This is a genomic window from Paraburkholderia sp. (assembly GCF_050742655.1).
In the GTDB taxonomy this organism is placed as follows: Bacteria; Pseudomonadota; Gammaproteobacteria; order Burkholderiales; family Burkholderiaceae; genus Paraburkholderia.
Window position 1 is genome coordinate 115,707 of the sequence record NZ_JBOIGG010000014.1, and the last position, 12,279, is coordinate 127,985.

The 12,279-nt window shown below is 63.3% G+C and carries 13 protein-coding genes; 5 read left to right on the forward strand and 8 right to left on the reverse strand.

What is annotated here, in order from left to right:
* Window positions 1-117: 117 nt before the first annotated feature.
* Both ACREXZ_RS20075 and ACREXZ_RS20080 read left to right on the forward strand, forming a co-directional pair.
* A complete protein-coding gene (locus tag ACREXZ_RS20075) occupies window positions 118-831 on the forward strand; it encodes a pseudouridine synthase (RefSeq protein WP_431765862.1) in 714 nt (237 codons plus the stop codon).
* Between the two features lie 219 nt (window positions 832-1,050).
* Window positions 1,051-1,239, forward strand: coding sequence for a hypothetical protein (locus ACREXZ_RS20080; protein WP_431765863.1), 189 nt, complete (start codon window positions 1,051-1,053; stop codon window positions 1,237-1,239).
* Window positions 1,240-1,258: 19 nt separating this feature from the next.
* Here the strand turns inward: ACREXZ_RS20080 and ACREXZ_RS20085 are convergent, their stop codons facing one another.
* Window positions 1,259-2,326, reverse strand: coding sequence for an NAD-dependent epimerase/dehydratase family protein (locus ACREXZ_RS20085; RefSeq protein ID WP_431765864.1), 1,068 nt, complete (start codon window positions 2,324-2,326; stop codon window positions 1,259-1,261).
* A 69-nt stretch (window positions 2,327-2,395) separates the two neighbouring features.
* Here ACREXZ_RS20085 and ACREXZ_RS20090 point away from each other — a divergent pair, with 69 nt between their 5' ends.
* From ACREXZ_RS20090 to ACREXZ_RS20100, 3 genes are all read left to right on the forward strand, one after another.
* Window positions 2,396-3,427, forward strand: a complete 1,032-nt coding sequence (locus tag ACREXZ_RS20090) for a CDP-6-deoxy-delta-3,4-glucoseen reductase (protein ID WP_431765865.1) — start codon at window positions 2,396-2,398, stop codon at window positions 3,425-3,427.
* Window positions 3,428-3,752: 325 nt separating this feature from the next.
* Window positions 3,753-4,937, forward strand: coding sequence for an acetylornithine transaminase (locus tag ACREXZ_RS20095; RefSeq protein ID WP_431765866.1), 1,185 nt, complete (start codon window positions 3,753-3,755; stop codon window positions 4,935-4,937).
* Window positions 4,938-4,954: 17 nt separating this feature from the next.
* On the forward strand, window positions 4,955-5,401 hold the full coding sequence (locus tag ACREXZ_RS20100; RefSeq protein ID WP_431765867.1) for a GNAT family acetyltransferase: 447 nt from the start codon (window positions 4,955-4,957) through the stop codon (window positions 5,399-5,401).
* Window positions 5,402-5,510: 109 nt separating this feature from the next.
* On the opposite strand, the gene ACREXZ_RS20105 is transcribed toward ACREXZ_RS20100, so the two are convergent.
* From ACREXZ_RS20105 to ACREXZ_RS20135, 7 genes are all read right to left on the reverse strand, one after another.
* Window positions 5,511-6,227, reverse strand: a complete 717-nt coding sequence (locus tag ACREXZ_RS20105) for an ABC transporter ATP-binding protein (RefSeq protein ID WP_431765868.1) — start codon at window positions 6,225-6,227, stop codon at window positions 5,511-5,513.
* A complete protein-coding gene (locus ACREXZ_RS20110; RefSeq protein WP_431765869.1) occupies window positions 6,227-7,003 on the reverse strand; it encodes an ABC transporter ATP-binding protein in 777 nt (258 codons plus the stop codon). The genes ACREXZ_RS20105 and ACREXZ_RS20110 overlap by 1 nt, the downstream gene beginning before the upstream one ends.
* Before the next feature lie 20 nt (window positions 7,004-7,023).
* On the reverse strand, window positions 7,024-8,193 hold the full coding sequence (locus tag ACREXZ_RS20115) for an ABC transporter permease subunit (protein WP_431765870.1): 1,170 nt from the start codon (window positions 8,191-8,193) through the stop codon (window positions 7,024-7,026).
* Between the two features lie 16 nt (window positions 8,194-8,209).
* Complete coding sequence (locus tag ACREXZ_RS20120; RefSeq protein WP_431765871.1) at window positions 8,210-9,160, reverse strand: branched-chain amino acid ABC transporter permease; 951 nt, start codon at window positions 9,158-9,160, stop codon at window positions 8,210-8,212.
* Between the two features lie 226 nt (window positions 9,161-9,386).
* A complete protein-coding gene (locus tag ACREXZ_RS20125) occupies window positions 9,387-10,322 on the reverse strand; it encodes an ABC transporter substrate-binding protein (RefSeq protein WP_431765872.1) in 936 nt (311 codons plus the stop codon).
* Window positions 10,323-10,841: 519 nt separating this feature from the next.
* Window positions 10,842-11,801 carry a 4-hydroxy-3-methylbut-2-enyl diphosphate reductase gene (gene ispH / locus ACREXZ_RS20130; protein ID WP_431765873.1) on the reverse strand — a complete coding sequence of 320 codons (960 nt, stop codon included), beginning with the start codon at window positions 11,799-11,801 and terminating at the stop codon, window positions 10,842-10,844.
* A 5-nt stretch (window positions 11,802-11,806) separates the two neighbouring features.
* On the reverse strand, window positions 11,807-12,262 hold the full coding sequence (locus tag ACREXZ_RS20135) for an FKBP-type peptidyl-prolyl cis-trans isomerase (RefSeq protein WP_431765874.1): 456 nt from the start codon (window positions 12,260-12,262) through the stop codon (window positions 11,807-11,809).
* Between the last annotated feature and the right edge of the window lie 17 nt (window positions 12,263-12,279).

The window sequence follows — 12,279 nt, forward strand, 5'->3', positions numbered from 1 at the left end:
CGGTCGCGCTCCGGTTCTTGCTGTGTCATTCACGTTGCACGCCCGGCGCTCAGGAGGGACGCAGCGTGTGCCGGGTAAAATGCGGGCGCACGTCGCTACCACTGGCCTTCTCTCTCCATGGATCTCGAAAGCGTTCTCTTCACCCAGGGCTTCGGCTCGCGACGCCAGTGCCGCGCGCTGATCGCGGAAGGCCGCATGGCGATCGACGGCGTCGCGTGCGACGACCCCGACGCCGACGTCGCGACCGATAGACTCGACACGCTGACGTTCTCGGTCGACGGCACGCGCTGGCCGTATCGCGAGCGCGCGTATCTGCTGCTCAACAAGCCCGCGGGCTACGAATGCTCGCGCGATCCGCAGCATCATCAGAGTGTGTTCGGTCTGCTGCCCGCGCCGTTCATCACGCGCGGCGTGCAGTGCGTCGGCCGGCTCGATCAGGACACGACCGGCTTGCTGCTGCTGTCCGACGACGGCCAGTTCGTCCACGCGTTCACGTCGCCGAAACGCAAAGTGCCGAAGACCTATGTCGCGACGACCCGTCATCCGCTCGACGATGCGCAACTCGCTGCGCTGCGCGGTGGCGTGCTGCTGCACGGCGAAGCGAAACCCATCCAGGCCGTCGAGGCCCGCGCGCGCGATTCGCACGTCCTCGAACTGACGGTGCTCGAGGGCAAGTATCACCAGGTCAAGCGGATGGTCGCGGCCGCGGGCAACCGCGTCGAGGCGCTGCATCGCGAACGGATCGGCGGGCTTATGTTGCCGGCCGCGCTCGTCGAAGGCGCATGGCAATGGCTCGACGATGCCCAGCTCGCGGCGCTGCGCGGCGGCTGATTTTCGTCGGCAAAAGCTTGCCAGATCCTTCAGGAAATTTACTGACGGGGTAAACATCTAACGGACCCCGCGTGCCGCGCAAAAGCCCGCCGGAGCTAGGCCCGCCGCCCGTCGGCGCGCGCCGGCGCCGTTTTTGCGTTGCGTCGCAGCATGCCCTTCCTGACAGTGCACCCTATACTCGATTAAACAAACATTACAAGGGAAACAAGGGAGGGTGCTATGTACACCAACGGCAATTTCGCGATCTCGTACGTGATGCTTGCGTTCACGGGTCTAGGCGCGATTCTGGTCGGCGGCTTGCTGACCGCGATGCATCTGAGGCATCAATATCATCCGAACCTGATCGGCGCGCTGATCGGTGCAATGCTCTGCTTCCTGTTGCTCGAGGCACTGCCCGCACTGACGTGATGCGCCGGCGCAACCGGGATCAGACGTCGCTCCCGGGCGACGTCTTGCGCTCGTGCGCGCTATGGGTCTGGGTCTGAGTCTGGGTGCGCAGGAAATCGTCTACGCTGGGGTAGCGCAGGCGCACGCGCAGTTCGCGCTTCAACCGCGTGTTGACGAGCCGGCGCGACTCGCGCATGAACGACAGCAGCATCGGATCGAGTTGCTGTTCCGCCGCGTCGCGCGCGATGCGCGGTGCGCGTGCAAGCCCATACGCATCCGCGACCTTGTCGAAGTACGCTCCCATCTTCATCTCGCTGTCGTCCGACGCGTGGATCACGCGCGCGGTGCGACCGTGCGTTGTCATGCGCACGAGGATCGCCGCGAGATCGTCGGCGTGAATGTGACTCGTGTAGACGTCGTCCGCATCGATCAGCGCCGGTGTGCGCTTCTCGAGCCGCGCGAGCGGCAAGCGGTTCGCCGCGTAGATGCCGGGGATCCGCGCGATGCACGCGCGCGCGGCGCCGCGCGCCGTCGCGCGCCGCAACTGGCGCTCGGCCGACACGCGCCGCAACGCGCGCGGATTGGCCGGTTGCACCGGTCGCGTCTCGTCGATCCGCGCGCCGCCGCAGTCTCCGTAGACCCCCGTCGTGCTCGCGTAGACGACCTTGGGCGGGACGCTCCACGGAGCGGTCCGGACCACCCCGTCGGGTACAATAGCGCCTGTTTCGCGCTCCATCCGTGCTGTGCACAAGCGCCGCAAACGCGCCACCGGCACGATCGTGGCAGCGCGTGCGGGACTGGCCCGGCGGGCACTCAGCGCAGCAAGCAACGCACGCGTGCGGCGGTCGTCATCGCCGGTTTTCTGCGGCGGCGCCAGGTGCAGCACGGTCGGCGCAAGCCCTGCGAGTCGCATGAGCGAGCGGCGTACGTCGAGGTCGCCCACCAGCGGTGTCACACCGGCGGCACGCAGTTCGGCGCATCGTGCGGGCTGGGTGGTCAACGCGACGACGCGAGCGCGCGGTTGCAGTTGTTCGGCGCAGCGCATGCCGACATCGCCGCAACCGACAATCAGCACACGCGGGCGACGCAGTTTTCGTATCGCTTTCATGGTGGACGCATTGTAGCCGTCGCGAACGGCATGCATCGATTACCGACCCTTCGATCTCATCATCTCTCTATGGCATTTAACGTCACGCTCCGGCAAAGCGGCCGGCAGTTTCAGGTGGAACCCGATGAACCCGTGCTGACCGCCGCGCTTCGCCAGGGCATCGGTCTCCCGTACGGCTGCAAGAACGGCGCGTGCGGTTCGTGCAAGGGCACGCTGGTGAGCGGCGAGGTCGCGCAGCGCGCGCATTCGTCGTCGGCGCTGTCGAACGATGAAAAGACCCGCGGCATGGCGCTCTTCTGCTGCGCGACGCCGCAAAGCGATCTCGAGATCGACATCCGCGAAGTGGCCGGCGTCGGCGACGTGCAGGTGAAGAAACTGCCGTGCCGCGTGAACGCAATCGAGCGCAAGGCCGACGACGTCGTCGTGCTGAAGCTGCAGTTGCCGGCCAACGAGCGTCTGCAGTATCTCGCGGGCCAGTACCTCGAATTCATCCTGAAGGACGGCAAGCGCCGCAGCTATTCGATGGCGAGCGCGCCGCACGCCGAAGGGCCGATCGAACTGCACATCCGCCACATGCCCGGCGGCGCATTCACCGACCACGTCTTCAGCGCGATGAAGGAGCGCGACATCCTGCGCTTCGAAGCGCCGCTCGGCACGTTCTTCCTGCGCGAAGACTCCGACAAGCCGATCGTGCTGCTCGGTTCGGGCACCGGCTTCGCGCCGCTGAAGGCGATCATCGAGCACGCGGTGTTCCAGAACATCGAGCGGCCAATGACGCTCTACTGGGGCGCGCGCCGCAAGAAGGATCTGTACCTGCTCGATCTCGCCGGGCAGTGGGCGAAGGAGGTTCCGAACTTCCGCTTCGTGCCGGTGCTGTCCGAGCCGGACGCGGACGATGCGTGGACCGGCCGCACGGGCTTCGTTCATCGCGCCGTCATCGAGGATCTGCCAGACTTGTCCGGCTACCAGGTGTACGCATGCGGTGCGCCGGTCATGGTCGAGTCGGCCCAGCGCGATTTCACCCAGCATCATCGGCTGCCGGAAGACGAGTTCTACGCGGATTCGTTCACGAGCGCCGCCGATCTGGCGAACCCGGTCTGACCGGGTCACGTCAACGGGGCTGCGGCGGCGCACGCGAAATTCATGGTTTACATGAGCGCGCGCGTTGTCGTATTCTTTCGCGCATGAACCGCATCCAGTCCGAATTCCGACGTCGCCGCTCGCCGCTCCCTTAGGGGCGCCGCTGGCTCGTCACGGATTCGCGCCGTTCAGGCGCATGCAGTTCGAATCATGAAAGCCACGGCATGCCGTGGCTTTTTGTATTTCCGTTTCACCCGTTTGCGCTGTCCTCGAGTTGTCGTCGGGTTGTCCTCGATTAACCGCCCTTTGCCGGCCCTTCCATTTGCATCGCCTGGAGTCTGTCGCCATGAATTTCAATGAGTATCCGATCGAGTCGTTGATGTACATCACGAACCGGCCCGAAATCGTTTTCACGCACGGCAAGGGGTCGTGGATCTACGACAACGAAGGCAAGCGATATCTCGACTTCATCCAGGGCTGGGCCGTGAACAGTCTCGGCCACTGCAACGACGGCATGATCGAAGCACTGGAAAAGCAGGCACGCCAGCTGATCAACCCGTCGCCGGCGTTCTACAACGCGCCGATGGCGCAGCTCGCGAACCTGCTCACGGAGCACAGCTGCTTCGACAAGGTGTTCTTCGCGAACAGCGGCGCGGAAGCGAACGAAGGCGCGATCAAGCTCGCCCGCAAGTGGGGCCGCAAGTTCCGCGACGGCGCGTACGAGATCATCACGTTCGATCACAGCTTCCACGGCCGCACGCTCGCGACGATGTCGGCGAGCGGCAAGCCGGGCTGGGACACGATCTACGCGCCGCAGGTGCCGGGCTTTCCGAAGGCCGATCTGAACGACATCGCATCGGTCGAGAAGCTCATCACCGGCAAGACAGCCGCGGTGATGCTCGAACCGATCCAGGGCGAAGGCGGCGTGATTCCGGCGACGCGCGAATTCATGCAGCAGCTGCGCGCGCTGACGAAGCAGCACGGCATCCTGCTGATCGTCGACGAAGTGCAGAGCGGCTGCGGCCGCGCGGGCACGTTGTTCGCGTACGAACTGTCGGGTATCGAGCCGGACATCATGACGCTCGGCAAGGGCATCGGCGGCGGCGTGCCGCTCGCGGCGCTGCTCGCGAAGAAAGAAGTGGAAGTGTTCGAGGCCGGCGATCAGGGCGGCACGTACAACGGCAATCCGCTGATGACGGCGGTCGGCTATTCGGTGATCTCGCAGCTCACGGCGCCCGGCTTTCTCGAAGGCGTGCGGGAGCGTAGCGAGTATCTGCGCACGAAGCTGCTCGAACTGTCGAACGAGCGCGGTTTCGAGGGCGAACGCGGCGAGGGACTGCTGCGCGCGCTGCTGCTCGGCAAGGACATCGGTCCGCAGATCGTCGAGAAGGCGCGCCTGATGCAGCCGGACGGACTGCTGCTGAACGCCGCGCGGCCTAACCTGCTGCGCTTCATGCCGGCGCTGAACGTGACGCGCAACGAGATCGACCAGATGCTCGCGATGCTGCGCACCATACTCGACTCGCTGTGATTGCCGGAGCGCTGCCGATGACCGACACCCTGTCTATCCGTTGCTTCGACGCACGCGATACCGAACCCGTGATCGCGCTATGGCAAACGGTGTTCCCCGAGTACCGGAACCCGGACAAACCGCAGCGCGACCCGCGCCTGTCGATTGCGAACAAGCTCGCCACGCAGCCCGAGCTGTTCTTCGTCGCCGAACGCGAGGCGCGTGTGATCGGCACCGTGATGGCCGGCTACGACGGCCATCGCGGCTGGCTGTACTCGCTCGCGGTCGATCCCGCGCAACGCCGGCTCGGCATCGGCACGCAGCTGGTCGCGCACGTGGAAGCGGCGCTGAACGCTCGCGGCTGTCCGAAGCTGAATCTGCAGGTGCTATCGACGCGCGCCGATGTGCGCGCGTTTTACGAGTCGCTTGGCTATCGCGCTGATGAGGTGATCAGCTTCGGGAAACGGCTCGGCGTGGCGGCCTGATTCTCTGCTGACTCACAAAAGGAAAAGCCGCATGCAGTTCATTCTGCATGCGGCTTTTTCGTGTGCCTTCGTGCGCCGGAACAGCGCTTACGAAGCGCTCAAGCTTCGATCATTCGCCCAGATACGCAGCGCGCACCTTCGGATCGTCGAGCATCTGCTTCGCGTCGCCGGACATCGTCACCGTGCCCGAGTCCATCACATAGCCACGGTTCGCGGCCTGCAGCGCGAGGCGTGCGTTCTGCTCGACGAGCAGCACCGTGATGCCCTCCTTCGAGACTTCGCGCACGACTTCGAAGATCTTCTCGACCATGATCGGCGACAGACCCATCGACGGCTCGTCGAGCAACAGCAGCTTCGGCTTGCTGATGATCGCGCGCGCCATCGCGAGCATCTGCTGCTCGCCGCCCGACAGCGTGCCCGCGTATTGCGATGCACGCTCCTTCAGGCGCGGGAAGAAGCCGAACATGCGCTCGACGTCCGCCTTGATGCCATCGGTGTCGTTGCGCAGATACGCGCCCATCTGCATGTTCTCGATGATCGACATCCGCGCGAAGATGCCGCGGCCTTCCGGCACCATCGCGAGACCGCGCTTGAGCAGTTCGTGCGCGGGAATGCCCTTGATCGACTCGCCCATGTATTCGATGTCGCCGGCCGAGTACGGCTTCAACCCCGTGATCGCCTTCATGGTCGTCGTCTTGCCGGCGCCGTTCGCACCGATCAGCGTGACCAGCTCGCCCTGCGCCACTTCGAGGTCCACGCCCTTGACGGCCTGAATACCACCGTAGTTGACCTGCAGGCCCTTGACTTTCAACATTGCCGTAGCCATCAGTGGACTCCTGCACCCAGATATGCCTCGATCACCTTCGGGTCCTTCTGCACATCCTGCGGCAGCCCCTGGGCGATCACCTTACCGTAATCGAGCACTGTCATCTGATTGCACAGGCCCATCACCAGTTTCACGTCGTGCTCGATCAGCAGGATCGTCTTGCCGTCGGAGCGGATCTTGTCGAGCAGCCGCGTCAGTTCGACCTTCTCCGTCGCGTTCATGCCGGCAGCCGGTTCGTCGAGTGCGAGCAGCTTCGGATCGGTAGCGAGCGCACGCGCGATCTCGAGACGCCGCTGGTGACCGTACGACAGATTGCGCGACGTGTAGTCCGCGTACTGCGCGATCCCTACGTAGTCGAGCAACTCGACCGCGCGCTCCTTGATCTCGCGCTCTTCCTTGCGCTCGGACGGCGTCTGGAACACGGCGCCGATCAGGCCGTGTTTCGTGCGCACGTGGCGGCCCACCATCACGTTTTCCAGCGCGGTCATGCCGCCGAACAGACGGATGTTCTGGAACGTCCGTGCGATGCCGGCCTTCGCGACCTGATACACCGCGGTCGGCGTGTAGTTCGTGCCGTCGAGTTTGAACTCACCGGAATCTGGCGTGTAGAGCCCGGTGATCACGTTGAAGAACGTGGTCTTGCCCGCACCGTTCGGTCCGATCAGTCCGTAGATCTGCCCCGCCTTGATTTCGATGCCGACGTCGGACAGGGCCTGCAGCCCGCCGAAGCGTTTGTTGACGCCCTTGACGGACAGTCGAATGTCACTATTGCTCATATGTTCTCTCCACCCGTCCGTTACGCGCGCACCGGCTTCTTGCCGCTGCGCCTTGCGAACTTCGCGATCTTGTCCTCATGCTTCGGCGACGGCCACAGACCCTCCGACCGGTACAGCATGATCAGCACCATCGCCAGACCGTACAGCAACTGGCGGATCACTTCAGTGTCCACGATCTGGTGACCGAAGATCGCGTTCTGCAGCGGACCCATCGTCGAGCGCAGGAACTCGGGGAATACGGAGAGCAGCACCGCACCGAGGATCACGCCCGGAATGTGGCCCATGCCGCCGAGCACCACGCACGCGAGCACCACGACCGACTCCCAGAACGTGAACGATTCCGGCGACACGAAGCCCTGAAAGCCCGCGAACATCGCGCCCGACAGACCGCCGAACGACGCACCCATCGCGAATGCCAGCAGCTTGACATTCCGGGTGTTGATGCCCATCGCCTTGGCTGCGACTTCATCTTCGCGGATCGCGGCCCATGCCCGGCCGATGCGCGAGTGCTGCAGGCGCGTACAGACCCAGATCACCAGCAGCGCGCAGAGCACGAACAGGTAGTAATACATGTACACGGTCGTGAACGTGAAGCCGAACAGCGTGTGGGTCTGCGACAGGTTGAAGCCGGCGACGTGGATTGGATCGATGCCGGTGATCCCCTGCGGCCCGTTGGTGATGTTCACCGGACGGTCGAGGTTGTTCATGAAAATCCGGACGATTTCCCCGAAGCCCAAGGTGACGATCGCGAGGTAGTCGCCCCGCAGACGCAAAGTCGGCGCGCCGAGCAGAATCCCGAAGAGCGCGGCAAGGCCCATGGCAACCGGCACGATGACCCAGATCGGCGCGTGCAGGCCGTTGGGGAACATCGCGGCGATCCACGCGAACTGTGTGGTCAGGTGCGGCGACGACAGCAGTGCCGCGACATAGGCGCCGATCGCGTAGAACGCGATGTAGCCCAGGTCGAGCAGGCCGGCAAAGCCGACCACCACGTTGAGACCCAGCGCGAGCATCACATACAGCATCGCGAAGTCGAGCACGCGGACCCAGTAGTTGCCGCCGACGGCGCCGATGATCATCGGCGCCGCAATCACGAAGAACGCGGTGACGAGGCCGACGATCAGCGTCTTCGTCATGTTCTTTTCGGGGATGAGCGTCGTGGACGGCTCGATCGGTTGAATGGAAGTCATTTTGCTCCTCTCCTTCTTACGCTCGATCCGCAACACGTTCGCCGAGCAGGCCCGACGGACGGAACACCAGCACGATGATCAGCACGATGAACGCGAACACGTCCTGGTAGTTACTGCCGAATACGCCACCGGTGAGATTGCCGATGTAGCCCGCACCCAGCTGTTCGATCAGCCCAAGCAGCACACCGCCCACCATGGCGCCGCCCAGATTGCCGATGCCGCCGAGCACTGCCGCGGTAAAGGCCTTGAGACCGGGGATGAAGCCCATGTAGAAGTGCGCGTTGCCGTATTCGGACGCGATCATCACGCCGGCGAGCGCGGCCAGCGCCGAACCGATCATGAAGGTCGCCGAAATCACGAAGTTCGGGTTCACGCCCATCAGGCTCGCCACGCCGGGGTTCTCGGCGATCGCTCGCATCGCGCGGCCGAGCTTCGTCTTGTGGACCAGCAGCAGCAGGCCGCCCATCACGAGGAACGCGACGACGATGATCACGATTTCGGTCATCGAGATCACGGCGCCGGGCGTCGTGTCGGTGGCCTTGATCACGTTGATCGGGTCGGTGGGCAGCAGTTGCGGGAACGGCAGCGGGTTACGCGACCAGATCATCATCGCGAGCGTCTGCAGCAGGATCGATACGCCGATCGCGGTGATCAGCGGGGCGAGACGCGGCGCTTTGCGCAACGGCCGGTACGCGACCCGTTCGATCGTATAACCGACCACGGAGCACACCACGGCGGCAATCGCCAGCGCGATGATGAGCGTCGGCACATTGCCTAGCCAGGGGAAATGATTGTGCAGGACCCCGATGGCCGACAACGCCACCATCGCGCCCACCATCAGAACGTCGCCGTGAGCGAAGTTGATGATGCCGAGAATCCCGTAAACCATCGTATAGCCCAGTGCGATGATGGCGTAGACGCTGCCAAGCACCAGTCCATTGAGGACCTGCTGGATGAAAATATCCATTTAAAGCTCCTTAGCCCGTGCGACTGGATTCGCGTTCGTCATCGGCCGGTGGGCGGCGATGAGTCGGGGAATCGCAACGGCACTGCGGGTACTGATGTAAAAGACCGGTAAGGGTTATCCGCTCGCGTCGCGCCGCGCGACCGGGGTGCGGTCGCGGGTTTGCCGCCAGCGGATGCAAAAACGGCACCGTAGGATGGTTCGGTGCCGTCACGTTGTACGTCCCGTCTTACATCTTCACGACGTCGAGGACCGCTTTTTTGCCGTCCCTGAAGTCGTAAAGCGTAATCGCGTGGTCTTTCAAATCGCCCTTGTCGTCGAATGCGATATCGCCGATCACCTCGTTGTAACCGGTGGACGGCGTCGCAGCGAGTACTCTGGGCGCGTCGATCGAACCGGCGCGCTTCATTGCATCGACGATCGCGTACAGGGCGTCGTACGCGAACGGCGCGTCAATCTGCGCCGGCGTGTGAATGTGGTCGCCAGACTTCTTTTCGAAGCCAGCCCCCTTGTCCATAGTCGAAAGCGCGAGTCCCGCTTTTGAACGGACCAGGTTCTGCACGGCGATCTCCGCCTGCTCCCCTACCTTGCCGGTACACACGCCGTCGCCGCCAAGGATTTTTGCCCTGCTGCCGGGCGCCGCCTGCTTCATAAATGGCGCGCCCGTCGCGTTCATTCCGCTGGACATGATGACGTCCGGCTGAACGCTGCTGATCTTTGTGACCTTCGTGAGAGTCGCCCGGATATCCGTGGCAAGGTCGTTCGTCGTTTTGCGCTCGACGATCTTCGCCAGGCAGGTCACTGCGTCGGCGTGATCGTCGACAAGCGCCCGCGCCGCCTGCGTGCAGGCTTTCGGATCGGCCGCGTCGTGCTGCCCGTCGAATTGCCTCTCGATGCGACGACCGTCGACCGTCAGACCCTGTGCGTTGATTTCTTCGACCGCCAACCGCGCCCCATTTTCGTTGTCCTTGCCGAGATGCGCGATGCCCCTCGTCAAAGGAGCCGTATGGCCGATCTTCACCGCCGTAACGCTGCCTGCCGATACTGCCGCGGCCACTGCCACCGACGCACCGTTGCCCGCCTCGCCATCGCTCTTTTTGCCGTAAGCGGTCAATAGTGCAACCGCGGCCGCGATGGACTCCGCGTAAGCAAACTTGACTCGCATTAACTGGTCTCCCGCGCCTTGCAAAATCCGCTGTCCCAAGGCCCACAGGGCTCCAGAAACGCGCGCATTGTAACTCCAATTATGCGGCGGCCAATATATTGAACCGGCAGGGTTTTCCTGCATTGCAACCTTATTTTTAGCCGCACTCCCGGTCGCTGGCGCAACCTGGTTGCGCCTGCTTTTCGCGCATCAGTTGCACCATATTTGAGATGACCGTCACCAAGTGTTGCGACGGTCTGGTTAAGGAGCCTCGTAATCATTGAAGCGGACGGGTTTTGGATCAACCCGTCCGCGCGGACGAGTTTGGACCACCAAAAATCCAGTGAACAGCCGATTTCGGTGGAAATGGGGATCGAGTGGGGTGAAGGTGCCCGAAATAATCGCGCTCGCGTCGAAAATAGTGGCTACGAATGCGTGCCGAAGCGGCATTTTTGATGATGCGCCCCTTAATTTTCAAGAAGGCGAGCGAGCAATAAAAAAGCGCGCCGAAGCGCGCTTTTTTATTGGCGAGGGACTGGATCAGGCGGGCAGACCCAACCCGCGTGGCAGCGGAAACGCGATGTTTTCCTCGATGCCTTCGAGCGCGCGCACGTTGCGCACGCCCAGCTCGTGCAGTCTCGCAATTACCGCCTGCGCAAGCACTTCGGGCGCCGACGCGCCGGCCGTCACGCCGATGCGCCGCTTGCCGACGATCCACGCGGGATCGATCTGGTCCGGCGAATCGACCATATAGGCAGGGATGCCGCGCTTTTCGGCCACTTCGCGCAGCCGGTTCGAGTTCGAGCTGTTCGGGCTGCCGACGACGATCACCACGTCGCACTGCGGCGCCATGAACTTCACCGCGTCCTGGCGGTTCTGCGTCGCGTAGCAGATGTCCTGCTTCTTCGGTTCGCGGATCGACGGATATTTCGACTTGAGCGCCGCGATGATTTCCGCGGCATCGTCGACGGACAGCGTGGTCTGCGTAACGAACGCGATCCGTTCAGGGTCCGTCAGCGACAGCGCCTGCACGTCCTCGATGTCTTCGACGAGATACATGCCCTCGCCCGTCTGTCCCATCGTGCCTTCCACTTCGGGATGGCCCTTGTGGCCGATCATCACGATGTCGAAGCCGTCCTGACGCATTTTCGCGACCTCGATGTGCACTTTGGTCACGAGCGGACAGGTCGCGTCGTACACGCGCAGCCCGCGAGATTCCGCTTCGCTGCGCACGGCCTTCGACACGCCGTGCGCGCTGAAGATCACCGTATTGCCGGCAGGCACTTCTTCGAGTTGCTCGATAAAAATCGCGCCCTTCTTGCGCAGATCCTCGACGACGTACGCGTTGTGGACGATCTCGTGGCGCACATAGATCGGCGAACCGTGCAACTGGATTGCCCGCTCGACGATTTCGATCGCCCGGTCGACGCCGGCACAGAATCCGCGTGGCTGCGCCAGCAGGATTTCGGTGTCGGCGAGGGTCGTGTCCGTGATGCTCATGATATTTACAGAATCCCGATGATTTTCACTTCGAACGCCAGCGGCTGGCCGGCGAGCGGGTGATTGAAATCGAACAGGGCGGACGTTTCGCCGACTTCCTTCAGCACGCCCGCGTAACGTCCGCCGCCCGGTGCATTGAATTCGACGAGATCGCCCGGAGAAAAATCCTCGCCAATCATGCTGTTTTCGCGCAGCGTCGCGAGCGACACGCGCTGGATCAGCTCCGGATTGCGCGGACCGAATGCGGCGCCGGGCGCTAGCCGAAAGGTCGAGTGGTGACCCACCTTCAACCCCAGCAGAATGTCTTCAAGCGGAGGCGCCAGTTGCCCTGCACCCAGTAACAGCGTCGCCGGCTTGTCGGCGAACGTATTGATGATGTCGGCGCCATCGGCGAGCGAAAGCCGGTAGTGAAGCGTCACGTGCGAACCGGGTTTCACTTCGGAAATGTCGATGATGCTCATGCGGTACTCATTCAGTC